The organism is Paenibacillus montanisoli, assembly GCF_003268025.1.
GTDB lineage: Bacteria > Bacillota > Bacilli > Paenibacillales > Paenibacillaceae > Paenibacillus_Z > Paenibacillus_Z montanisoli.
The window spans coordinates 426,988-448,758 of the sequence record NZ_QLUW01000006.1 but is presented as its reverse complement, the minus strand read 5'-3'; the positions used below and the strand labels follow the sequence as shown (position 1 = coordinate 448,758).

The window sequence follows — 21,771 nt, the reverse complement described above, 5'->3', positions numbered from 1 at the left end:
AGACATCCGCTTACAGCTGCGGACGCTGTTTATGATGCTCAGTATGCTGCTCGAACGCGTGCGCGGCGCGAAGCACCGTGCGTTCGTCGAACGCTTTGCCGATAATCTGCAGGCCGATCGGGAGCCCGTCCGCGAAGCCGCAAGGCACGCTGATTGCCGGGATGCCGGCAAGGCTGACCGGAATGGTGCAAATATCGTTCAAGTACATCGTGAGCGGGTCGCCCACTTGCTCGCCGATACGGAAAGCAGGCGTAGGCGCAGTCGGTCCGATAATCAGATCGAAATCTTTAAAGACGTTGTCAAAATCCTGCTTGATCAGCGTGCGTACTTTCTGTGCCTTCAAATAATAAGCATCGTAATAGCCGGAGCTGAGCGCATAAGTGCCGAGCATGATGCGGCGCTTGACTTCCGAGCCGAAGCCCTGGCTGCGCGATTTGCGGTACAGCTCGAGCAGGTTGTCCGGGTTCTCCGCGCGGACGCCGTAACGGACGCCGTCAAAGCGCGCCAGGTTCGACGACGCTTCGGACGAAGCAAGCAGATAGTAAGTCGCTACCGCGTATTCCGTATGCGGCAAAGACACTTCCTCCCATGTCGCGCCGAGGCTCTCGAACTGCTTCAATGCGGCAATCACCGCTTCCTTCACCTTCGGATCGATGCCTTGGCCGAGGTATTCCTTCGGCACGCCGATGCGAAGCCCTTTGACATCGCCGGTCAGCGCGCTGACGTAGTCCGGAATATCGACGTTAGCCGAGGTCGAATCGTTCGCGTCATAGCCGGCAATCGCTTGCAGCACGTAAGCGGAATCTTCCACGTTCTTCGTCAGCGGACCGATTTGGTCAAGCGACGATGCGAACGCGACGAGGCCGTAACGGGAAACCAGGCCGTAGGTCGGCTTCAAGCCGACAATGCCGCAGTATGCGGCAGGCTGGCGGATCGAGCCGCCAGTGTCGGAACCGAGCGAGAAATACACTTGTCCGGCCGCAACCGAGGCTGCGGAGCCGCCGCTCGAACCGCCTGGCACATAGTCCGTGTTCCATGGATTGCGCGTCGGGTAGAAGCTCGAGTTCTCGTTGGAACCGCCCATGGCGAACTCGTCCATGTTGAGCTTGCCGATCGTCACCGTCTGGGCCGATTTCAGCTTCTTCACGACCGTTGCGCTATAGATCGGATCATAATTGCGCAGAAATTGGCTCGCGCAAGTAGTGAGCAAGCCTTCCGTCACAATGTTATCTTTAATGCCGGCCGGCAGGCCGAAGAGCAGCCCCAGCTCGCCTCCCGCCGTCAATGCGCCGTCAAACTCAGCCGCCGCGGCGCGTGCGCCCTCTTCATTCAGCGTCAAAAACGCTTGTATCGATGCATCGGTAGCGGCAATGCGCGAATAGGACGCGTCCACCAGGTCGCCTACCGACAGCTCTTTCTTCTTTAATTGGTTATGTACTTCCTGCAGGCGTAAATCAAAGAGTGCCAACAGCCTTTCCTCCCTTCGTGATAAACCCTTCTCTACCTATTCAAGAACAGCCGGCACTTTGAACTGGCCGTCTTCTTCATCCGGCGCGTTTCGCAGTGCGGTCTCGTTCGTTACCGACTCGCGGACAACATCTTCCCGCGTGACATTATGAACCGGCAGCACATGGCTGGTCGGCTCCACTCCGTCCGTCTGAAGCTCGTCCAGCTTTTCCGCATATTTAAGAATTGCGTTCAATTGGCTCGTAAACTGCTCCTTCTCTTGCTCGGAAAGCTCCAGCCGGGCCAAATTGGCCACATGCTCAACATCTTTGATCGTGATGCTCATCGTTAATGGTCCCGTCCTTTCCAACCTTTTTGCACACATTCTACCTATTATAACGTAAGGCCGCGATTAAACTCAATGAGAATGCTCGTCAAGCGGTGGAAGAACTGCGGTACATTTCCCGAATCATATCCTCGATGTCGGGCTCCTTGACGCCGAGATCGACGACGGACAGCTTGGCGGACAATCCGCTGATCAGCTCGGAGGCCGAAATGTCGCTCTTGTGGAACCGATACGTAAGCTTCAGGCCTTCCTGCTTGATCAATTCCGCGCCATGGTGATGCAGAGTCTGAGGGTCCGGCATTTCGCTAAGGTCAAGCACTAACAGCCTGTACGGCGCCATGCGCAAAATGAGCTCCGAAAGCGGCCCGTCTTCTACCACCTTGCCGTGGTTGATGACGATCAGCCGCTTGCACAACTGCTCGACGTCATCCAAATCATGCGTCGTCAAAATAATCGTCGTACCGCGCTTCGCGTTCATCTCCCGGATAAAGCTGCGGATATTCTGCTTGGCCTCGACGTCCAGGCCGATCGTCGGCTCATCCAGAAACAAAATCGAAGGCGAATGCAGCATCGCCGCCGCTAAGTCGCCCTTCATCCGCTGTCCGAGTGACAGCTGGCGAACAGGCGTGTTGATCAGCTGATCAATGCCCAGCACCTCGTACATCATCTCGAGATTGGACTGGTAGGTTTCCTCGTCGATGCGGTAAATGCGTTTGAGCAGCTCGAACGATTCGCCCAGGCGCAAATCCCAGTACAGCTGCGTCCGCTGGCCGAAGACGACGCCAAGCTGCTTGACGACGGACTTGCGGTTCTCTTGCGGCGAAATGCCGCCGATGCGCACCGTCCCCGAGGTCGGGTGCAAAATGCCTGTCAGCATTTTGATCGTGGTCGACTTGCCCGCTCCGTTCGGACCCAAATACCCGACCATTTCGCCCTTTTCGATCCGGAAACTGATGCCGTCTACGCCGCGCACGATCGTTTTTTCCGGCTTGAACAAGCTCTTGATGGAGCCGCTCAAACCACTCTTCTTCTTAATAACGGTATATTCCTTGACGACATTCGATAGCTCGATCATGGGCACGTTCCTCTCTATGGCGCGGCTGCTAGGAGCCGGCGCTTTCATATCGTTTCAATCCGCTTTGGAAAATGAAATGGGATACCGCAAACGTGACAATGCCGACGATCGGCGTCCAAATGGCCAAACCGACAGGGAGCGTAAACCCGTCCTCTTGACCGATGAAATCCGTTGCGGGATAGAAGCTGATGAACCCGATCGGCAGGATGAACGTAAGGGCCAGCTGAATCACCTTCGGATAGACGGAGAGCGGATACATCGTCGTCCGTTCCATCGTGGCCAGGGTCAGGGAAATCAATGAACCGCTGCGCTTCGTCCAAAAGGCCGCCGACCCCATGATGGTACAGATGGAAGCACGGATAAACATTCCGCCGATCACGACCGCCGCGAGCTTCAACACATTGACAAGCGTCCACTCAAAGCCGACCTGAGCACAGCCGTAGAAGAAAATGAGGAAGCCCGGTATGAGATCGATAATTCCGATGAAGTTCACGTAGTTGACGACAAATTGAAAAAACACGTTCATCGGGCGGAGCAGCATCCGGTCGAAGTCGCCGCGGATGACCATGTTATCGATATGCCACGTTTGGATAAAGAAAATAACGGACAAGCCATGGCTGAGCAAGCCTAGCCCGTACAGGAAAGCAAGCTGGGGAAACGTCCATCCGGCCAGCGCTTGGAATTGCTCGACCATCAGCTTGAGCACCCATACGCCGCTTATGTACTGCAGCGGAATCATAAGAAACCAGCTGACCAAGAAAAGCGGATATTCCAGCTGGCGCTGCACGGCCAATTTGGCGAAGAAATAGGCAACGGAAACATGATAGCGGATCGCGGTTACCATGAAGGGTTAACCTCCTTGAATGAGCGTTACGCGCTTGGCTCGCTGCCACACTGCGTATGCGATAAAGGCAAGCACGGCGATCCATGCGGCTTGAATGGCCAGCGCGGTCCCGGCTTGCGAATGGGTGATTTTGCCGATGTAGATGGAAAGCGGGGTTTGATACATGTACTGAAACGGAAGATAGGCCGATACCGTGCCCATCCAATCGGGAAAGAACCAGATCGGAATCAGGCTGCCGGACAAAATGCGCACGATGGCGTCTTTGACGATACCCAGATTGCCCAGCTCCAGCACCCAGAATGAAATCATGCCGACAATCGCGCCCATCAGCCAAAGCAGCAAAAAGCTGAGCATCAGACTGGGCACGAAGAGCAGAAAGGCGGTAAGGCTCACCGGAAGCGGAGGCGTAAACAAAATCGAGGCTAACAGGATCAGCGGAACCGCCCGATTGACGAGCGCACTGACCGTCGTGCCGAGATCCTCGGCCAGAAACATGCCCAGCAGCTGGACAGGCTTGATGAAATCCGTAGCAATATGGCCTTCCCGCACCCGGTAGTACATGTCGTCCTGTACATTCACCGACAAGACCGCGCCCATCACGACGGATAGGATCGCATAAACGATCATTTGATGCTGGCTAACTTCCTGAACGGAGCCTATGCCCCGGTAGGCCGCTTTCCATAGAAATACGGTCGCCAGCAGCATAACGGCGTTGGAGGCAACCGCCGTAAATACTTCGAAGCGGTAGGCAAGCGTCGTTAATATTCTCATTTTAAAAAAGTAGTAGTAAGCCGACAATCGGGTCCCCTCCCCCTATCCAAACCTGTGCAAAAAATGGATGATATTTCTATAGAATAACGCTTCCAATACGGCTCCGACAACTACTATTTATGAAGAAAAAATTCATTTTGGACTAAGGAAGCTTTTACGCTTCATTAAGCTATTATTAAGGATTGATGCCCATACTGGTAAATGCAGCCAAGCCCACCAAAACCAAATTTAGGAGGAATCTATATGAACAAAACATTGAAAGCCATCGGTCTGACAGCCGCCATCGCGGTTATGATTCCGCTCAGCGCTTACGCCGCAACGACATCTTCGTCTTCGGCGAACACGGATGGAGACAAAGTCATCGTTGATAAACAAATCGGCAAAGACGAAGTGAAGCGAGTCATGATTGCCGGCGAAAGGGGCCGTTTCGTCGATTTCTTCAGCCAAGAGGTGCTGGATCTGCTGAAGCTTGACGCAGCGGCGATGAAGGAGAAGATCGCTTCGGGCAAAACGCTTGCCCAAATTGCGGAGGAGCAGGGCGTATCGCGCGATGAGCTGAAGAAAGCGATGACGGCCGCGTTCGAGAAGCAGCAGGCGGAGGAGAAACAGGCGTTCACGGACAGCCTCGATAAATCGGTCGATTCGCCGATCGGCACCCTCGAAGGCAAGGGCTTCGGGATGATGGTCGAGAAAGGGATGTTTATTGAGAAAGCGGATTTCAACGCAGCCGCCAAGCTGCTTGGGCTTAGCCTTGAAGATCTGAAGAAAGCGCTCGGCGAAGGCAAATCGCTGGCAGATCTGGCGAAAGAGAAAGGCGTTGACGTGCAGAAGCTGATCGATGCGCAGAAGCAGGCGATCGTGGACAACTTGAACGAGGCTGTGAAAGCGGGCAAGCTCACGCAGGCCGAAGCCGATAAGGCCATCGCGGATGCGGGCCAGCAGGCGGAGCGGATCGTGAACGGCAAAATGTTCGACAAAGCCGTCGGCAAGAAGAAGTTCCACGTCGTCAAGATCGACCGCAACGGCGTGAAGCAAGAAACGGAGACCAAAACAGACTCTGATTCGGGGACTTCTACAACTGAAACGAATGCATAATGTGAATTGAGGCAAGACGACAAAGCCTCCCTCTACCCGCGGCAGACACGGAGAGGGAGGCTTATTTTTCGTTCGAACGGCATTAGATCCAAGCCTTCAGTCGCACCTGGCGAAGAAACTCTTCCCGCGTCTGCGGCTCGCCTTCATTCTCTTCTTCCTGAGGCTCAGCGCCTCCGTTCATGATGCGGCGGAACAGCTCCTCGTTATGGGTCGCAAGCGCGAAATCGATCAGCGCTTCCCGCTCCAGCCGGTCGGCCTCCTGCTTCATGAGCGCTTCCTCCAGCTCGATATCGCTGGCGGGCACGTAGAAATTGCGGTTGGCCTTCGGCACCCGAATCACGTAATCGAAGGCGTTATCCGCATTGCGGTCGTACGCGATTATATAACCATACTCCCCGACAGGGAGGTTCTGTTCAAACAAGTCCGCAACAATGATGATCCGCTCACTCAGTTTATACACTAGATCACACTCCTGTCACCCATTACCATACTCTATGACTCTATCCTACTAAAAATAAGTAGGGAAGTCCAATAGGACGGCAGGTAAGGAGACCAGCGTTCGCCGATGGTATGACGTGCGGCTCGGCCGCTACGCCTCAAGCGTCGGCCGCCGGCGCACAGCCCAAGCGGCGATCGCCAGCACCGCTGCCATGACAAGCAGCGCCGCCGCGGCCGCGAGCCAAGGATGGCTCGCGCTCGCAGCATCCATGAACTGCGCCGAGGCTGCTTTCGGCAGCATGCCGGGGCTTGCCGCGAGCGCCTTCGGGAAGACCGAAGCGGTGACGGCGAGCACCGCGGCAATGCCGAGCGCGCATGCGGCGGCAGCCGCTCCGCTGCGCAGCAGGGCACTGAACAGCAGCGTCAGCGAGCCGACGAAGCCGAGCCACAGGGCAAACAGGAGATAGGCGATCAGGCTGCTTTGCCAAGCGACGCCCTGGAACAAAGCGGCCGTGTAGTACCAGGCCGCGCAGAAGCCGCCTGCGAAAGCGATCAGGATCAACGCGAGCATGGCCGCCCATTTGGCCGATACGTAAGCGAGATGCGAGATCGGCTTCACGAGAACGATCGCGGTTACGCCGCTTGTCCGTTCGGCGGAAATAGCGCCCATAACGGACAACGCAATGACCAGTAAGCCGATCGTGCCGAACTGCTCCAGCGTCTTCGCCATGACCTCTTCCGCCGTCGGCAGCGGAATCGAGATGACCGCTCCTTCCGGCAGATTGCCGGCATTGGCGAGAATATCAGGCAGAAAATACGTCGTTACCGGCTGCATGGCGCCGAACAGGATAAAGACAAGCGGAACCCACAGCAGCTTGTAGCTGCGGGTCATCTCCATCCACTCTTTTCCAAACAACACAAGCCACCTGCTCATGCTTGCCCCACCGCCTTCATGAATAAATCCTCCAGCGTCGTATAGCCGATTTCCAGCTTCGTTACAGGCAGCCTCCGCTCGTTCAGCTGCCTCAGCACATAGCGTCTGGCTTCGTCCAGGTTGCGGACATAAAGCCTGGCCGAGCTGCTTCCCGGGGAATGCTCCACCGCTACCACGCACGCATCCGAAAGCCCCGTCAGCCACTCCCCGAGCTTTTCGCGCGCTTCGCGAGTATCCTCGACGCCAAGCAAAAGCACGGGCTCGCGGTTGCCTTCGCGAATATCGTTCAGCGCCCCGCTAACCGCGACGCGGCCGCTGCGCATAATAACGACATCGTCGCACAGCTCCTCTGCATCATGCAGAACATGCGTGGAGAACAGAATCGTCGTCTCGCGCTTCAACTCGCCGAGCAGCTCCATCACCTCGCGGCGGCCGATCGGGTCAAGCGCGGATACCGGCTCATCGAGAATAAGAAGCTGCGGCTTATGAATAAGCGCTTGGGCCAGCCCAAGACGCTGCTTCATGCCGCCGGAGTACCCGCCGATCCGCCGCTTGCCAGCTCCGCCGATGCCGACCCGCTCCAGCAGCTCGGCGCTGCGCGAAGCCGCCTCCCGCTTCGGAATCCCGCAAAGCCCGGCGGCATAACGGAGAAACTCGGCGCCCGTCATCCAGCCATGAAACGCCGGAATTTGCGGTAGATAGCCAATATAAGCGCGCTGGTCCGCACCCGGCTTCAAGCCGCGGAACCGGATGTGTCCCGCTGTTGGGACGAGCAAGCCCGTCAGCATGCGAATCGTCGTCGTTTTGCCCGCTCCGTTCGGTCCGAGCAGCGCGGTGCACCGGCCTTCGCCGAGCGTGAACGAAATATCCTTTACCGCTTGAGTCCCGCCGAATGAGCGGCTAATGCCTTCAACCGTTGCTAGTACTGCTTCATTTTGCATCGCCATCGCTTACGCCTGCTTCCTTCCGAAGATAAAGAACAGCACCGCGCCAAAAATATTAACAAGCAAGATAATAAGCACCCACATCCACTTCGGCCCTCTCGTTTCCTCCGCGCGAGCGCATACGATAAGCGCCGTGATCGTCAATGCAAGCTGAATGAGCGCGATCGGCAGTAAAATGGTCATCATTTGAGAAGTTGTAAGTTCCATATTTGTCAGATCCCCTTCCGGATTTTCATGTCGGACCAACCCACCCGTACAATTAACAAATAGAAGATCAGCGGCAGCGGAAACTGAATCATCCCCCATAGGCCCCAAAACCACGGATAACGGCTATGCTTCTTCGCATCCGTAAACAGCCACGACGATTGACAGAACAAAACGATCACAGCGCCGATAACGACTGCTATTTTCCACCCGACCATCTGTGCCGCCGCCCCTCTCCTTGATGCTTCTTCGCTATAGCGAGCCCCCCTGCCACAATGACGCCGACCGCGACGGCAATCGCTTGAACGACAGCGAACAGGACGACGCTGTTCATCCAGAGCAGAAACATGCCGCTGAGCACAAAGATGCTCACGAGCCAGAACAGCAGCAGCTCGCGCCGGAATCGTTCCCGCGTCTCCTGCTTGTGCCCGCGTACCAGGGCCATCATGGCTTCGTCTGTCGGAATGCCGGGCTCAATGCCGCTGTCCCACTTCTCTAAATGAACGCCAAGCAACTGACGGAATTGCTCTTCATCTTGAAGTTCGGTCTCATGTTGTTTATTGCGTTCTCCGCTTTTCTCCTGTTCCCGCTCGCGTCTGCTCATTAGCATCAAGCTCCTTCCTTAGCTGTTTCAATCCATTGTGAAGCCTCGATTTCACCGTGCCGACCGGGATGTCGAGCCATGCGGCGATCTCTTCATAGGCGTAGCCGTAATAATATTTGAGCAGGATCGGCACCCGAATCTCATAGGACAAGGTACCGAGCGCTTCGAGCGCATGCGGCCAATCCTGCCGCTGCATCGCGGCGTCAAACCGGATCGCCTGCAACGCCTGCTCCTGCGTCTGCCATTTCTGCTCCCGCTGCTTCTTGCGCATTTCGTCGATGTAGCGCCTCGTCGCGATCGAGATCAGCCACGTCGAGAACTGGCTTTGCCGCCGAAACGCGCCAATTCGTTCAATCGCCTTCAGCATCGTCTCCTGCACCATATCCTCCGCCATCGCCTTGTTCATCGTCACTTTAAGCATGTACCGATATAACATGGCGTAATGATGGCGCAGCAGATCGGCCAGCGCGCGGTCATCGCCGCGAACCGCGCGTATCACTAGCTGTTCTTCATCCTCCAGCCGTTCCATTCCGCTCATCCGGCAGCTCCTCATCCCATTCCATTTCAGCTATTTCCTTCAGTCTCGCCAATACGACGACGAAGGTTGCCCGTTTGTTCACTTGCCTATAAAAAAAAATTACGGCCGCTCCGCATCGCGCGGAACAAGCCGTAATGATGATTAAATCGTCATCGCTCCAAAGCCGCCGTCCACCCGGATCAGCGAGCCGGTGACATAGCCGGAGGCCGCCTCGGACGCCAACCAAACGACTGCGCCCTGCAGCTCCTTCGGATCGCCGAAGCGCTTCATCGGCGTATGGCCCATAATGCTCGCCACCCGCTCCGGCGATAGAATCGCGCGGTTCTGCTCCGCCGGGAAGAAGCCCGGCACGATGGCGTTGACCCGCACGCCGTGAGGCGCGAACTCGCGCGCCAAAAACTGCGTCATGCTATTGACGGCGTGCTTGGACGCCGAGTAAGTGAATACGCGCGACAGAGGCGGTCCGGATGAGACCGAGCTGATCGTAATGATGCTGCCGCCTTGGCCGGCATCGATCATCGCTTTGCCGAACACCTGGCAGGCCAGCATGACGCTCTTCGCATTGACGTCCATAATGCGGTCAAATTCATCCTCGGTAATCTCGAAGAACGGCGTCGCGCTGTTCGTGCCTGCCGCATGAAGCAAAATATCGGTCCGGCCGGACGCCGACCAAGCCGCGATTTCCTCTTGCACCCGCACGAGGTCTGCTTTAACCGCTGCATCCGCTTGGAACAAGGCTGCACGGCCCGTATCCAGCAATGTCGCAAGCTTCAGCTCAGCCTGCTCCTTACTGCGGACGACGAGCGCCACCTGGGCGCCATGGTCGAGAAGCGCCTCCGCCATGACGCTGCCGAGCGTGCTCGTGCCGCCGAGCACGGCGGCCGTACGTCCCGTTAAATCAAACAAAGGACTGCTAATCGTAAACGCCTCCGTTATAACCGGTCGGACCAAGCTGCAGCATCTGCTTCCGGTACGTCTCCGGGCTTGCGCCGACCGTCGTTTTGAACAGCCGGCTGAAATGCGCCAGATGGTGGAAGCCAACCGCACGGCATACCTCGGAGACCGACTGCCGGGGCTCGAGCCGGAACATCATTTTAGCCTGATTGATCCGCCGGTTGTATAAATATTTGAACACCGTTGTGCCGGTTACGTCTTTGAATAAGTTCGACAGGTAAGGCTTCGTCAAATGAAGCGCGCTGGCGATATGGTCGAGCGTAATCTCTTCGAGGTAATGATCCTCCAAATACGAGATGACGCGCTGCACATGCTGCTCCTTCTGCGAACGGTGCCCTTGCTCGTAGACAGGCTCGCTGCACCAGTCCCGAATGAGATGCAGCAGCTCGATGACGCGCATGACGAAACGGTTATAAGCCGTCCGTACGCCAGCCTCATTGGTCTTGCTGTACAGCCGGTTCATCTCCGCCAGCAGCGTTTCAAGCTCGGCCTGATCCTGCGGGCTTAAGGAAATTCGGATATTGCGGAGCTCGTCGAAAGGCTTGAGCAGCATCGCCGCCGTATCCGCTTGAAGCACTTTATGAATGTAGGCGGGATCCATGTGAATAATCGTGCGAATGTAAGGCCGGTGCGGCGCTGGGTTCGGACAATGCAGCGTCATGCCGTGCATGAGAATCAAATCTCCGGGCTGAAGCGTAATCAGCTTATCACCGATCAAATAATTGCATTCGCCTTCTTGAAAATAATACATTTCATAAAAAGCATGCGAATGAAATTGAGCCCCCGGATACGGTTCATCGTTCCGGTACATCAGCTCAATCGGCTGCTGCCATTGCATCGTGAGCGGCACTCAGTTCCCCTCCATTTGAAGCACCCGGACCGATGGTTGGGGCCCGGGCGCATCCTAATGAACTGATTTTAACATGCCCTGCACGACTTCTGTAGACCTTTCTTTACAAACGCACGGCTTTATCTTGCGCGATGAGGCAAAGCTCGGCCGCCTTGAACGCATGGGCCTGCGTCATCGCGTTCTCCGTCCGGTTCAAGCAATCCAGAATCAAATTCCCGAAGAACGGGAACCCGATCTGGCCGCCTACCGAGAGGTGATGCTCCCCTTCGTGGTTGACCAGGTAGACATGGTCGCCGCTCTTATCGCGGGCCACGTCGATGTATTTGCGCAGCTCGATGTAACCGTCGGTGCCGAGAATAATCGTCCGTCCGTCGCCCCACGTGCCGAGTCCGTTCGGAGTCAGCCAGTCCACGCGAAAATAATTCGTCGCCCCGTTATCTCCCACGAGCGTCGCATCGCCGAAATCCTCCAGCTCCGGATACTCCGGGTTGTTGTAGTTGGCGACCTTGCTGCTTGTCACGGTAGCGTCCTTGCAGCCCGCGAAGTGCAGGAATTGCTCGATCTGATGGCTGCCGATATCGCATAGAATGCCGCCGTACTGCGCTTTGCGGAAAAACCAATCCGGACGCGATGCCTTATTCAGCCGGTGCGGACCCGTTCCGATCACCTGCACGACGCGGCCGATTGCGCCTTCTTCCAGCAGCTTGCCGGCATAGATCGCGCTCTCGTTATGCAGCCGTTCACTGTAGTAAACCATGTATTTTTGCCCTGTCGCCGCCGCGGCTTCCCGCGCCTCCGCGAGCTGCTCCAACGTGGTGAACGGGGTTTTGTCGGTAAAATAGTCCTTCCCGTGCTTCATCACCTGTACGCCTAGCGGTCCCCGCTCCGACGGAACTGCCGCAGCCGCCACCAGCTTCACCTGCGGATCCTCGAGGATGACCTCCGGCGAGGCAGCCGCTTTCGCCTGCGGATAAGCCTTCAGAAATTGCTCCACCTTCGCAGGGTCGCGGTCATACACCCATTTAACCTCAGCGCCCGCTTCGATGAGACCGTTCACCTGGCCGTAAATATGGCCGTGGTCGAGGCCCATCGCGGCGAAGACAAACTCGCCGCTGCCGCATACAGGCTCCGGCTTCTTGAACGCGACAGGCGCATAGTTCATGCCGTCATTACGGTTAAACCCTGACATCGCCTTTCAGCTCCTCTTCCTCTTTGTAGCCCAATTGCCGCAGCGCGCGATAGCTGACCGCTAAGCTTTCGAACGGATCGCCAGGGCACACGTCCTGCTCGACGACATACCATTCGACGCCGGTTTCGCGGCACGCTTCGATGATTGCCGGCCAATTCAGGTTGCCTTCGCCGATTTCGGCGAATACCTGCTGGTCGTTGACGATCGCCATATCCTTGAGATGGACTACTTTCATGTCCGCGACCTTCATGATCCAGCTAACCGGGTCGGCGCCGCCGGCCTGCACCCAATACGTATCCAGCTCGAAGCTGAAGGCGCCGCTTGCGCTATCCTTGGCTTCGAGGAGCCAGTCCATACCGGTTTTGCCTTCGAATTTCTCGAATTCGAACTTGTGATTATGATAGATAAGCTCAAGGCCGGCTTCCGCCAGCTTATCGCCGATTTCGTTCATGATGCCCGCGAAGGTCGTGTACCCGGCCTTGTCATTGCGGTATTCCGGCGGAATGGAGCCGATGCCGATATACTTGCAGCCCCATGCCTGGTGCTCCGCGATAAGCGCGTCGAGATCGTTCAGCAGACGGGCTGTCGGAACGTGAGTCGCGCAAATGGTCAAGCCGTGGCTGTCGCAAATGCGTTTGACTTCATCCGGAGCGATCGGACCGATTCCGGATACTTGCACGGCGTCGTAGCCGATCGCTTTGACCCGCTTCAGTGCGGCGTCCAAATCCTCGGCTGTCTTGCAGTAGTCGCGGAGCGTGTAGAGCTGCGCGGCGATTTGTTTTTTATACACTGGGTTTCACTCCCTTATAGGCTTAATTTAGAACGTGCCGGTCAGATCGGCCGGCTTGGAAACAGCGGGCTCCGGCTTCTTGTAAGCAGAGCTGGCGATCCGTTTGTTCAGTTCCGCTTCATGCAGCGCCTCGTCCAGCGGCAGGTCTACCCATCCGTCGATCCAAGTGGACAGATGCATCGCATTGGACAGCGTCAAGCCGAGAATGCCCTCTTCGCCCGGCGCGACAAGCGGCGTTCCGTGCAGGACGGCGTCCGTGAAGTTTTGCAAAATGCCGGCATGCTCCGGGCTCGGACCCGAGCTTGGAATATCGATCTTCCAGCATTCCGGCGAAGCGAACGGCACCGTGTTGCGGGCGTTGAAGGCCGATTCTTCTTCGCGGAGGCGCCAGAACGTCATTTTATCGTTTTCGATGACGATTTTGCCGCGGCTTCCCGTCACTTCAAGGCGGTTCGTACCCGGCGCGTCCGACGTCGATGTAATGAATACGGCAGTCGCTCCGTTCTCGTATTCCGCGTAGGCGGTCACGTCGTTCTCGACTTCGATGTCGCGGTGCTTGCCGAACTGGCAGAACGCGCGCATCCGCACCGGCATCATGCCTGTCGTCCATTGCCATAGATCCAGGTTGTGCGGGCATTGGTTGATCAGCACGCCGCCGCCCTCGCCTGCCCAAGTCGCGCGCCATGTGCCGGAATCGTAGTACGCCTGCGACCGGTACCAGTTTGTAATAATCCAGTTGATGCGGCGGATTTCGCCGAGCTCGCCGGATTGGATCATTTCGCGCAGCTTCTGGTAGAGCGGATTCATCCGCTGGTTGTAGACGATGCCGAACGTTTTGCCGCTTGCCGCAGCCGCCTCGTTCATTGCGCGCACCTGCTTGGCGTAGACGCCAGCCGGCTTCTCGATCAGGACGTGCATCCCTTTCGCGAAGGCGCGAATCGCTTCCGTCGGGTGATCGTAGTGCGGCGTAGCCACGACAACGGCATCGACGAGGCCGGAATCGATCATCGCTTCCGCGCTTTCGAATACGGCGACCTTATTGCCGTACCGTTCTCTTGCATAATCGCGCTTGCTCTCGAACTCATCGCATACGGCGGTGAGCACCGCCCCTTTAATCGAGCCTGCCGTCAAAATATTCGCGTGGCCGCTTCCCATGTTTCCGATTCCGATAATACCGAAGCGAAGCTGTTTCATTGGATCTCCTCCATCCAGGTTTTCATTTGATTGGCATAGATTTGCAGCATTGTGCGCGTATCGTAGGTACCGCTGAAATCCTCCAGGCCGAGCCAGCCGTCATAGCCGACCGCCTTCAGGTCTCGGAGCACCTGCTTCCATGGGACTTGACCTTGAGCGATGGTGCGCCAGCCGCAGGTCCAATCCACGGGGTGAAGTGGATTGTCGTCGGCTTGCGCTTGCGCTGCCGGACTCCAGCCTCCGTTCTTCACATGGACATGCGCCAAGTACGGACCGAGCAGCTCGAGGCCCATGCGATAGTTCTCGAAGCCTTCGTAAACCATGTTGCCGGGATCGAAGAGCACGCCGACGTAATCGGGATTAAAAGGCGATACGAGGCGGTGCGCAAGCGACGCGCTCGGCGCGATGGTGTAGTGATGAGTCTCGACCACTGCCTTGACGCCGTAGTGGCGAGCCAGCTGCTCAGCCTCTCTTAGGAACCCGACAGCTTGGTCGTAGAGCTCGTTGTAATTTCGGCTTCGGTCGTAGCCGGGGATGCCGATGCGGATCATCGATGCGCCGAACTGCTGGGCGAGCCGCATCACCTGCTCCGTTCCCTCTAGGTCGCCGCAGGGCACATAAGGGGTAATCGAGATGGATTGCAGGCCGGCGCCGGCAGCCGCCTGCTTGAAGCGTTCGATCTCGCTGCCGCTTGCGTGCAGAGGAAGCGTGCAAAGGTTATTGCCCCAGAAGGAAGGCTTCTCCGCGAGCAGCTCGGCCGGCGTATCCTTGCATCGCCATTCGACGCCTTCAATGCCTGCCGCGGATGCCGCCTCGCACAACTCCTCCGGCGTGACATCCGGGGTAGCGACGGTAAATACGGATAATTTGAGCATAGGCTTACCGTCAGCTCCTCGTTTTCGAAATCGCTTCCCAAATGCCGTTCAGATAGGTTGCACCTAGTGCGCGGTCATACAGCCCGTATCCCGGACGGCCTTGCTCGCCCCAAATCATGCGGCCATGATCCGGACGGAGCGGACCTACGAAGCCCGTTTCGTGTAGCGCTTCGAGAATGCGAACCATATCGATCGAACCGTCGGACGAGCGGTGCGACGATTCCTGGAAGGAACGCGGGCCGGTCCGCAGAATGTTGCGCGTATGGGCAAAATGCAGCTTGCCTTGCGAGCCGAAATGGCGAATTATCGCCGTCAAATCATTGTCCTCGTTCGCGCCGAGCGAGCCGGAGCAAAACGTAATGCCGTTTGCCGGGCTGTCCACATGCTCCGTCAGGCGCTTCAGCTGGCTGAAGTTGCTGACGATGCGCGGCAGGCCGAAGATCGGCCACGGCGGGTCGTCTGGATGGATTGACATGACGACTCCGGCTTCCTCCGCGACGGGAATAACCCGTTCCAGGAAGTAAGCGAGATTGCTCCAGAGGACGTCCTCCGTGACTTCGGCGTAAGCGTCGATGAGCTGGCCCATCTCTTCCTTCGTATAGCTTTGATCCCATCCGGGCAGCGATAAGTCGCCGTTCACAGGATCCATGCGGGAGATCGTCTCGTCCTCGAACGTCAGCGTCGTGGAGCCGTCCGGAAGCGTATAGGCCAACTGCGAGCGCGTCCAATCGAACACGGGCATAAAGTTGTAGCAGATCACAGGTACGCCCGCTTCGCCGAGGCGGCGGATCGTTTGACTGTAATTTTCAATCAGACGGTCGCGGGAAGGTCGTCCCAGCTTAATGTCCTCGTGCACGGGAACGCTCTCGATGACCGCGATCCGCAGCCCGGCTGCTTCGATCGTTTCCTTCAGCCGGATGATCGATTCCATCGGCCACGCTTCGCCGACCGGCACGTCGTACAGAGCGGTTACAATCCCGTAAATGCCAGGGATTTGGCGGATATTTTGCAAGGTCACCGGGTCGTCCTTGCCAAACCACCGGAATGTCATTTTCATGAGGGAAGCACCTCTGGATTATGGAATATTGGGTCGAAAATTGCAGGTTGGCATATGAAGTCAGCCTTATTGTAGCACAGCGAACTCCCTCCATAATGCGCTTTCATCATTACCTTAACCACAGTTAAATTCCTGAGAGAAGTCCCATATATGAGTCAAGCGTGCACGATAAAAAAAGCTGAGGGCACTCAAACGTGCTCTCAGCTTTTGCGTTTATTTCGCCGGCGCCGGGGCCAGAATCCCGTGTCGCCATCAGCGAAGGGTTACGCCAGGTGTCGTCCGTTTTGGAGTAGAAGGTCAGCTTATGGTCCCGGAGCGTGCCCCCGCTTTCTAAACTATAAGAAACCGCTTGTGAAGATAGAGTGAGTATCCTCAGCATAAAAAAGACTGTCCCGATGTCGGTTAGACATCAAGACAGCCTCTTCTATCGTATTACGGCAATAGGATTAATCCTTCCGGCGAGCGAGTCAGCTGGCGGCAGCCCGCGTCGGTAATCAGGTAGCTGTTCTCGATCCCGACGACGCCGCGGCCAGGGAACGTAAACTTCGGCTCTACGGCGAGCACGATGCCCGGTTCAAGCGGATTGCCGAAGCCGCGAGCCAGGACCGGCCATTCATCGACTTCAAGGCCGATGCCGTGGCCGAGAAACTTCACTTGATTGGTGCCGAAGCCCATGAAGTGATCGGCAAGCCCCGCGTCTGCCGCTTGCTTCAAAGCGTCGGCATAGATGGATTCGGGAGCTGTTCCTGGGCGCATCGAGGCTTCCGCTTGGCGGATGATCGCCTCCGACTGGGCATAGGCCTCTGCCAAGTCATCCGGCAAGCTGCCGATGACGGCCGTACGCGTCTGATCAATAATATAGCCATCAATACAGCAGCCGATATCGATCAGAATCGGCTCTTCTCTGCCGATCGCTTTGCGGCTCGTGCTCTGCGGGAATGCAGGTCCAAGGCCAAGTCCGCCTGCCGGTCCGTCGAAGGCGCTGGGAACGGCGGCCGCGGCGCCGGAGCCGAGCATCCCGGTCGTAATTTCCATGTTGTAGCTGCGCGTGCGCATCATGCCGATATGCCCCCGCAGCCTGATTTCGTATTCGATGCGTGCCATTAATTCCAGCTCCGTCAGACCCTCTCGGATAATGCCTACGGATACCTCTAGTGCCTCGGCCACTACCCGCGCAGCATCCTCGATGCGCGCCACTTCCCATGGCGACTTCACCATCCGCACTCGGCGGATCAGCGAGGAGCCGTCGACCAAGGCGCAATCGTTCGCGCTGCCCGCCAGCACTTCGGCCAGCTTGGCATACGTCGCTGCCGGCAGCACATCCAGTTCGGCTGCAATCCGCACACCGTCTGCGCGGCCGCTAAATACGGCAGGGTGATCGCTCTCCAGCTGCGCCCGGAACTGACGCAGCGACGTGAGCGGCTGCACGCGCACGGCCGACTCTTGAAGCGCCCGCTCCAAGCTCCGCCTTACATAAAATACCGCCGCTCCCGTTGCAGGGATAAACGCATACCCCGCCTGCATGGAGCCGGTCATATAATAAAGATCGACATGCTGCGTGACCAAAAAAGCATGCACGCCTTCCTTCGACATCAGCGCCTGCAGCCGATTGACGCGCGCCTCGATTTCTTCATGCCTAACCGCTTCAGCCATTCCGCTGTTTATCTGCACCTGCACCGCTCCTTGCTTTCCTAACATGGTTACCTCCATTACAACAAAAGAACGGCGGCTCCGTCAACCTAGCGTCAGCTCGGCCGCTACATCCTTTCGAATTCTCTGATGTTTCAAAAACTATCTTGTATGATTAGGAAAGCCACCGCAGTCTCGATCCGGTACACTATGAAGTAAGCAATACACTACACCTAATAAGGAGAAATCAGATGAATGCAGCGGCGAAGCGAGATTACAGCATATTAGGTCCGGAGCGAGAAAAAGCGATTGAGAACGGTCTCGTGTCGGCCGATTGGTACACCTGTCCGATTCCAAGAAAGCGCTTAAAAGAGCTGGTGGCACGAAGAAATGCCCCTGCAGCGCGAGATATCCTGTTTTGGCTCATCGCCCTGGGATTTACAGGCTATATCGCTTACTTATCGTGGGGATCCTGGTGGGCCATTCCCGCCTTTGCTTTATACGGCACCGTTTACTCGGTTTCTTCTGTCTCCAAATGGCATGAATACGGCCATGGAACGCCTTTCAAAACGGCCTGGATGAATGAAGCGATCTATCAGATAACATCGTTCCTCATACTCATTCAAGCAACGAATTTCCGGTGGAGCCATGTTCGTCACCATACGGATACGATCATTGTCGGCAGCGACCCGGAAATCATGGAACCTCGTCCTCCCATGTGGAAGCGGCTGTTCAAGTCACTTCTTCGCGTCGACGACTTGCGGGGCAATACGGCAAAATCATTATTCATGCACGCTTTCGGCCGTCTGAACGCCCAAGAGAAGGAGTTGATCCCAAGCAGCCAGTACCGTGCGCTCTTCTGGGAGGCGCGTATCTTTCTATTGCTTTACGCCGCCATTATTGCGCTTTGCTTCTATGTGCATAGCATCCTGCCGCTTATGTTCATCGGGTTGCCTGCGTACTATGGGTTCTTCCTGATGACATGTCTGAACGCAACTCAACATCTTGGCCTGTTCGAAGACAAGCTGGATCACCGGCTCTGCTGCCGTACGTTCTATACGAACCCGATTCTTCGGTTTCTCTATACGAACATGAATTATCATGCGGAGCATCATATGTTTCCGATGGTTCCGTTCTATAACCTGCCGGCTCTTCATGAAGAGATCAAGCGTGACTGCCCTGCAGCCGCCCCAAGCTTCCCGGCTGCTCTCCGTGAAACGGTTGCCGCGCTATGGACGATCCGGAAAGATCCGACATTTGTCGTGCCGCGGTATCGTGAATTCGCCAACCGAATTGAACAAGATGCAAAAGGGGCTTAAGGGCGATAATAACGACCAGCTCATGGATTGAAGTTAGCGGGTTTGCTTTATAGAAAACGGCACATCAAGCGACAAGCTTGATGTGCCGTTTCCTCACTATGCAGCGTACATTGGGGAGCACTAAAAAAGGATGCCCGTTAAGGACATCCTCATGGTTTTATTCGCAAATATTACCCATTTGCCTATGATTTGTTAATTAGTTGCGAAGCTCTTTTTCGTGATATTTAACTTTTTCTTGTAATTTTAATATCATTTTATCATCCAAGCACCCATCGATTAAGGATAAATTGTATTTTAAACAAAGCCGATGCCAGATGCTCTTCATTTTTGAGATATTCTCCATGAAAGCAACCTCCCATTGGTTTAATGGTGCTGTATACCATATTTATTCGAATGAGTTGTCTTCTTTATAGGGGTGAAGTTTGAAAGTTATTAAAAAACATTGAAGTTAGCCGGATCAAAACAACAAAAAAACGGCGGCTCCGTCAACCTGACGTCAGCTCCGCCGCTCCTTTAATGGTCCATTCGATCGGTTCAATGACCGTAAATACGCGAGGATACACGACTTTGGCGATCAAGATAACTCCGGGGCGACGCAGCGTCACTTCGTAATCGAGGCTGTCGTTGCGATACGTGTAGGGGAACGACCGGTCGCCGTTGATCACCTTGAATTCGACAACCTCGACTTTCTCCCGCAAATAGGTGCCCGGCAGCGGCCGGCCGCTCTCATCCAGCTGCAAATTCCGCTGCAAATAGAGTGCCGCGGCTTCGATCGCCGCCCGCTCGTCGATCTGCAGCCGGCCTTCCGCGAGCGCGGCTGTATCGATCTGCTGCGCAGCCGCATGGGCTGCGCGGTTGACGGCATGCTTGCCTTGAAACAGAGCCGCAACGGCCAGCTCCTCATCGGTTTGCAGGGCATGCAGCAGCATCCAAACGACCATCATCGGCATGACGAGCATTAGCTTATACATGCTTCACGCACGCTCCTTGCACCGGGATGGCTTAAGGAACATACTCGCTCATTTTCATCCCGGTCGCTTTCAATTTCGTGGAGGCAGCCGGAGGGGCCAATCCGATCAACCGGTCAATGGCCAACAGCCCCTCGATCGGATAACTGGCGGTCAGCGAGAGAGAGGTGCCTCGAGGAAGCGGCTTTGCAGCATTGGTCGCGGATACGCCGCTTCCTGAGCTGACCGAAAATAGGACCGAGCTTGGATTGAGGCCGTACCGAGCCAGCCGATTCTTAGACGCTTGCAGCATGGCGGCATCAATGTAACCGTGGTCCCCGCTCGCTCCGACCTCCAGCAAATAATCGACCTCCTGCTGAAGCACCGCCTGCCGGACGATGAGTACATGTTTATAGATCGGCGAGAACATAAACCAAGTCATCATCGCGGACAGGAGCAAAAACATAAGCAGGCTCTTCACGGACTCATCCTCCGTATTCCGTCGCTCATATGGCGGCCGGATTGCTCCAGCTGCGCATTCGTTCCCTGCTCGCCGCCGGTTATGCCGTCGTACAGCATGACCGCCACGATGATAAGAAGCAGCGTCATCAATAGCGAGCGCATGCGATGAGCCTCCTCCTTATGGAATGATAAGCGTGTTGATTTTCGTATTCGCCGCATTGCCCTGCGTTTCGATCTGATCCTTCGTGCCGGTCGTATCCTTCGCGACAATACCGTTATACAACAGCACTACGACGACCAGCATCATGACCGTTATCAAAATATTCCGCATGTCCTCACCCCCTTTATTGACCAAACAAGTTAGTTTAGCGAGCTGAACAGCTTCTGGCCTTCACGCACCCATGGATATATAAAGATTTGGAACGTGTACATAATCGGCAGGCCTGCCAGAACGAAAAGAAAGTAAGAGGTCGACTCCTTCCGGCTGTCTTTGGCCAGCTCGAGCTTCTCCTTATAATCCTGGATCCGCTCGCGCAGCAGCTCGTAATACTGCTCGCTCTCATGCAGCCGGAGCGAATCGATCGTTTCCACGAAGCTTAGCCCTTCTTCTGTGCCGAGCCGCAGCTTCAACCTTCTCAGCGCGCCCTCCGCATCGTGGTACCATTCTCCGAGCAGCATCTGCAGCTCGCTGCGCATTGTGCGCGTGTAAGGCAGACAGCGCATCAGCTTCGTATGGATATGAAGCGTCGAGCCTGCCAGATAAAGCAGCTGATTGCTGATGACGTAGATTTCCTTAGTCATGCGCTCTGCCCTCGCTTTGCGAAGCGTTTCCAGACAAGGGCGGTCCCATAACAGAACCTGCAGCGCGATGAACAAGAGCAGCGGCGCAGTTACGCGGGGCAATACATCCAGCTCGATAAAGGTAAGCCCGTAAGCTGCGGCTGCCCAGATCGGAGTCAGCAAGAAGAATAATCTGCGCAGCAGCACATAAAGCGCCGCATCGCCGGTAAAGCCGCAGCCTGCAAGCAGCCGTTCCCGCTCCTTGAACGAGCTGCCGCTGCGGCTGATCCGTGACAGTGCAAGCCAGCGCTCGCTTACGGTTTTGCTGCGCCAATGCCGCAACATCAAATGGGCAAAGCGGGGCTTCTTAATGGTCAGCATCCGCAGCAGAGTAGAGATTAGCACAAACAGCGCCGCATATTGGCAGCCAAGCGCCGTCCACATGACGGCTCGCGCAATCGTATCGCTCATGTCCGGCCAAGCACC

General features: G+C 56.3%; 27 protein-coding genes. 2 read left to right on the top strand and 25 right to left on the bottom strand.

Annotated elements, in window-relative coordinates:
• Positions 1 to 10: 10 nt before the first annotated feature.
• The 5 genes from gatA to DL346_RS26785 form a co-directional block, all read right to left on the bottom strand.
• Entirely contained in the window at positions 11 to 1,468 is a 1,458-nt protein-coding gene (gatA, locus tag DL346_RS26805; RefSeq protein ID WP_112885440.1) for an Asp-tRNA(Asn)/Glu-tRNA(Gln) amidotransferase subunit GatA, read from the bottom strand.
• A 36-nt stretch (positions 1,469 to 1,504) separates the two neighbouring features.
• Positions 1,505 to 1,792 (bottom strand): Asp-tRNA(Asn)/Glu-tRNA(Gln) amidotransferase subunit GatC, encoded by a 288-nt coding sequence (gene gatC / locus DL346_RS26800; RefSeq protein ID WP_112885439.1) that lies wholly within the window; start codon positions 1,790 to 1,792, stop codon positions 1,505 to 1,507.
• An 88-nt stretch (positions 1,793 to 1,880) separates the two neighbouring features.
• On the bottom strand, positions 1,881 to 2,867 hold the full coding sequence (locus tag DL346_RS26795) for an ABC transporter ATP-binding protein (RefSeq protein ID WP_240633440.1): 987 nt from the start codon (positions 2,865 to 2,867) through the stop codon (positions 1,881 to 1,883).
• Between the two features lie 28 nt (positions 2,868 to 2,895).
• Complete coding sequence (locus tag DL346_RS26790) at positions 2,896 to 3,711, bottom strand: ABC transporter permease (protein ID WP_112885438.1); 816 nt, start codon at positions 3,709 to 3,711, stop codon at positions 2,896 to 2,898.
• A 6-nt stretch (positions 3,712 to 3,717) separates the two neighbouring features.
• Positions 3,718 to 4,509, bottom strand: a complete 792-nt coding sequence (locus DL346_RS26785; RefSeq protein WP_112885437.1) for an ABC transporter permease — start codon at positions 4,507 to 4,509, stop codon at positions 3,718 to 3,720.
• 216 nt (positions 4,510 to 4,725) lie between these two features.
• Here DL346_RS26785 and DL346_RS26780 point away from each other — a divergent pair, with 216 nt between their 5' ends.
• The gene (locus tag DL346_RS26780) at positions 4,726 to 5,577 is read left to right on the top strand and encodes a hypothetical protein (protein ID WP_112885436.1); all 852 of its coding nucleotides are present in this window, start codon (positions 4,726 to 4,728) and stop codon (positions 5,575 to 5,577) included.
• A gap of 82 nt (positions 5,578 to 5,659) precedes the next feature.
• Here DL346_RS26780 and DL346_RS26775 read toward each other — a convergent pair whose 3' ends face one another.
• The 15 genes from DL346_RS26775 to DL346_RS26700 all read right to left on the bottom strand — a co-directional run bounded on the left by DL346_RS26775 (position 5,660) and on the right by DL346_RS26700 (position 17,801).
• Complete coding sequence (locus tag DL346_RS26775) at positions 5,660 to 6,037, bottom strand: ATPase (protein WP_112885435.1); 378 nt, start codon at positions 6,035 to 6,037, stop codon at positions 5,660 to 5,662.
• A 129-nt stretch (positions 6,038 to 6,166) separates the two neighbouring features.
• The gene (locus DL346_RS26770; RefSeq protein ID WP_112885434.1) at positions 6,167 to 6,949 is read right to left on the bottom strand and encodes an ABC transporter permease; all 783 of its coding nucleotides are present in this window, start codon (positions 6,947 to 6,949) and stop codon (positions 6,167 to 6,169) included.
• Entirely contained in the window at positions 6,946 to 7,896 is a 951-nt protein-coding gene (locus DL346_RS26765; protein WP_240633439.1) for an ABC transporter ATP-binding protein, read from the bottom strand. Before DL346_RS26765 ends, DL346_RS26770 begins: the two co-directional genes overlap by 4 nt.
• 3 nt (positions 7,897 to 7,899) lie before the next feature.
• Complete coding sequence (locus tag DL346_RS26760; protein ID WP_112885433.1) at positions 7,900 to 8,100, bottom strand: PLD nuclease N-terminal domain-containing protein; 201 nt, start codon at positions 8,098 to 8,100, stop codon at positions 7,900 to 7,902.
• 5 nt (positions 8,101 to 8,105) lie between these two features.
• Complete coding sequence (locus DL346_RS26755) at positions 8,106 to 8,315, bottom strand: hypothetical protein (RefSeq protein WP_112885432.1); 210 nt, start codon at positions 8,313 to 8,315, stop codon at positions 8,106 to 8,108.
• Positions 8,297 to 8,701 (bottom strand): YxlC family protein, encoded by a 405-nt coding sequence (locus DL346_RS26750; protein WP_112885431.1) that lies wholly within the window; start codon positions 8,699 to 8,701, stop codon positions 8,297 to 8,299. The genes DL346_RS26755 and DL346_RS26750 overlap by 19 nt, the downstream gene beginning before the upstream one ends.
• Complete coding sequence (gene sigY / locus DL346_RS26745; RefSeq protein ID WP_240633438.1) at positions 8,655 to 9,239, bottom strand: RNA polymerase sigma factor SigY; 585 nt, start codon at positions 9,237 to 9,239, stop codon at positions 8,655 to 8,657. Before sigY ends, DL346_RS26750 begins: the two co-directional genes overlap by 47 nt.
• Before the next feature lie 141 nt (positions 9,240 to 9,380).
• Positions 9,381 to 10,190, bottom strand: a complete 810-nt coding sequence (locus DL346_RS26735; RefSeq protein WP_420849607.1) for an SDR family oxidoreductase — start codon at positions 10,188 to 10,190, stop codon at positions 9,381 to 9,383.
• Complete coding sequence (locus DL346_RS26730) at positions 10,153 to 11,043, bottom strand: AraC family transcriptional regulator (RefSeq protein WP_240633437.1); 891 nt, start codon at positions 11,041 to 11,043, stop codon at positions 10,153 to 10,155. The genes DL346_RS26735 and DL346_RS26730 overlap by 38 nt, the downstream gene beginning before the upstream one ends.
• A gap of 103 nt (positions 11,044 to 11,146) precedes the next feature.
• Positions 11,147 to 12,232 (bottom strand): Gfo/Idh/MocA family protein, encoded by a 1,086-nt coding sequence (locus DL346_RS26725; RefSeq protein ID WP_112885429.1) that lies wholly within the window; start codon positions 12,230 to 12,232, stop codon positions 11,147 to 11,149.
• Positions 12,219 to 13,022, bottom strand: a complete 804-nt coding sequence (locus tag DL346_RS26720; RefSeq protein WP_112885428.1) for a sugar phosphate isomerase/epimerase family protein — start codon at positions 13,020 to 13,022, stop codon at positions 12,219 to 12,221. Before DL346_RS26720 ends, DL346_RS26725 begins: the two co-directional genes overlap by 14 nt.
• Positions 13,023 to 13,049: 27 nt before the next feature.
• Positions 13,050 to 14,216 carry a Gfo/Idh/MocA family protein gene (locus DL346_RS26715; protein ID WP_112885427.1) on the bottom strand — a complete coding sequence of 389 codons (1,167 nt, stop codon included), beginning with the start codon at positions 14,214 to 14,216 and terminating at the stop codon, positions 13,050 to 13,052.
• Positions 14,213 to 15,091, bottom strand: coding sequence for a sugar phosphate isomerase/epimerase family protein (locus DL346_RS26710; protein ID WP_112885426.1), 879 nt, complete (start codon positions 15,089 to 15,091; stop codon positions 14,213 to 14,215). The genes DL346_RS26715 and DL346_RS26710 overlap by 4 nt, the downstream gene beginning before the upstream one ends.
• Positions 15,092 to 15,101: 10 nt before the next feature.
• Complete coding sequence (gene uxuA, locus DL346_RS26705) at positions 15,102 to 16,148, bottom strand: mannonate dehydratase (RefSeq protein ID WP_112885425.1); 1,047 nt, start codon at positions 16,146 to 16,148, stop codon at positions 15,102 to 15,104.
• 432 nt (positions 16,149 to 16,580) lie between these two features.
• Positions 16,581 to 17,801: a M24 family metallopeptidase gene (locus DL346_RS26700; protein WP_112885477.1), complete on the bottom strand. Its 1,221-nt coding sequence runs from the start codon at positions 17,799 to 17,801 to the stop codon at positions 16,581 to 16,583.
• Positions 17,802 to 18,028: 227 nt separating this feature from the next.
• Here DL346_RS26700 and DL346_RS26695 point away from each other — a divergent pair, with 227 nt between their 5' ends.
• Positions 18,029 to 19,096 carry a fatty acid desaturase gene (locus DL346_RS26695; RefSeq protein ID WP_112885424.1) on the top strand — a complete coding sequence of 356 codons (1,068 nt, stop codon included), beginning with the start codon at positions 18,029 to 18,031 and terminating at the stop codon, positions 19,094 to 19,096.
• A gap of 485 nt (positions 19,097 to 19,581) precedes the next feature.
• Here DL346_RS26695 and DL346_RS26690 read toward each other — a convergent pair whose 3' ends face one another.
• From DL346_RS26690 to DL346_RS26680, 5 genes are read right to left on the bottom strand one after another with little or no spacing between them, the layout of a single operon-like run.
• Positions 19,582 to 20,067, bottom strand: coding sequence for a hypothetical protein (locus DL346_RS26690; protein WP_112885423.1), 486 nt, complete (start codon positions 20,065 to 20,067; stop codon positions 19,582 to 19,584).
• A 31-nt stretch (positions 20,068 to 20,098) separates the two neighbouring features.
• Positions 20,099 to 20,524 carry a hypothetical protein gene (locus DL346_RS26685; protein WP_112885422.1) on the bottom strand — a complete coding sequence of 142 codons (426 nt, stop codon included), beginning with the start codon at positions 20,522 to 20,524 and terminating at the stop codon, positions 20,099 to 20,101.
• Positions 20,521 to 20,667, bottom strand: a complete 147-nt coding sequence (locus DL346_RS29215; RefSeq protein ID WP_165822698.1) for a hypothetical protein — start codon at positions 20,665 to 20,667, stop codon at positions 20,521 to 20,523. Before DL346_RS29215 ends, DL346_RS26685 begins: the two co-directional genes overlap by 4 nt.
• A gap of 16 nt (positions 20,668 to 20,683) precedes the next feature.
• Positions 20,684 to 20,836 carry a hypothetical protein gene (locus tag DL346_RS29210; protein WP_165822697.1) on the bottom strand — a complete coding sequence of 51 codons (153 nt, stop codon included), beginning with the start codon at positions 20,834 to 20,836 and terminating at the stop codon, positions 20,684 to 20,686.
• Positions 20,837 to 20,865: 29 nt separating this feature from the next.
• A complete protein-coding gene (locus DL346_RS26680; RefSeq protein ID WP_112885421.1) occupies positions 20,866 to 21,756 on the bottom strand; it encodes a hypothetical protein in 891 nt (296 codons plus the stop codon).
• Positions 21,757 to 21,771: the final 15 nt, after the last annotated feature.

Coding starts and splice junctions, on each gene's coding strand:
- DL346_RS26715 (WP_112885427.1), bottom strand. CDS start 14,216: ATGAAACAGCTTCGCTTCGGTATTATCGGAATCGGAAACATGGGAAGC.
- gatC (WP_112885439.1), bottom strand. CDS start 1,792: ATGAGCATCACGATCAAAGATGTTGAGCATGTGGCCAATTTGGCCCGG.
- sigY (WP_240633438.1), bottom strand. CDS start 9,239: ATGAGCGGAATGGAACGGCTGGAGGATGAAGAACAGCTAGTGATACGC.
- DL346_RS29215 (WP_165822698.1), bottom strand. CDS start 20,667: ATGCGCTCGCTATTGATGACGCTGCTTCTTATCATCGTGGCGGTCATG.
- DL346_RS26765 (WP_240633439.1), bottom strand. CDS start 7,896: ATGGCGATGCAAAATGAAGCAGTACTAGCAACGGTTGAAGGCATTAGC.
- DL346_RS26780 (WP_112885436.1), top strand. CDS start 4,726: ATGAACAAAACATTGAAAGCCATCGGTCTGACAGCCGCCATCGCGGTT.
- DL346_RS26695 (WP_112885424.1), top strand. CDS start 18,029: ATGAATGCAGCGGCGAAGCGAGATTACAGCATATTAGGTCCGGAGCGA.
- uxuA (WP_112885425.1), bottom strand. CDS start 16,148: ATGAAAATGACATTCCGGTGGTTTGGCAAGGACGACCCGGTGACCTTG.
- DL346_RS26710 (WP_112885426.1), bottom strand. CDS start 15,091: ATGCTCAAATTATCCGTATTTACCGTCGCTACCCCGGATGTCACGCCG.
- DL346_RS26690 (WP_112885423.1), bottom strand. CDS start 20,067: ATGTATAAGCTAATGCTCGTCATGCCGATGATGGTCGTTTGGATGCTG.
- DL346_RS26700 (WP_112885477.1), bottom strand. CDS start 17,801: ATGGCTGAAGCGGTTAGGCATGAAGAAATCGAGGCGCGCGTCAATCGG.
- DL346_RS29210 (WP_165822697.1), bottom strand. CDS start 20,836: ATGCGGAATATTTTGATAACGGTCATGATGCTGGTCGTCGTAGTGCTG.
- DL346_RS26760 (WP_112885433.1), bottom strand. CDS start 8,100: ATGGAACTTACAACTTCTCAAATGATGACCATTTTACTGCCGATCGCG.
- DL346_RS26725 (WP_112885429.1), bottom strand. CDS start 12,232: ATGTCAGGGTTTAACCGTAATGACGGCATGAACTATGCGCCTGTCGCG.
- DL346_RS26755 (WP_112885432.1), bottom strand. CDS start 8,315: ATGGTCGGGTGGAAAATAGCAGTCGTTATCGGCGCTGTGATCGTTTTG.
- DL346_RS26770 (WP_112885434.1), bottom strand. CDS start 6,949: ATGAGCAGGTGGCTTGTGTTGTTTGGAAAAGAGTGGATGGAGATGACC.
- DL346_RS26680 (WP_112885421.1), bottom strand. CDS start 21,756: ATGAGCGATACGATTGCGCGAGCCGTCATGTGGACGGCGCTTGGCTGC.
- DL346_RS26750 (WP_112885431.1), bottom strand. CDS start 8,701: ATGAGCAGACGCGAGCGGGAACAGGAGAAAAGCGGAGAACGCAATAAA.
- DL346_RS26790 (WP_112885438.1), bottom strand. CDS start 3,711: ATGGTAACCGCGATCCGCTATCATGTTTCCGTTGCCTATTTCTTCGCC.
- DL346_RS26795 (WP_240633440.1), bottom strand. CDS start 2,867: ATGATCGAGCTATCGAATGTCGTCAAGGAATATACCGTTATTAAGAAG.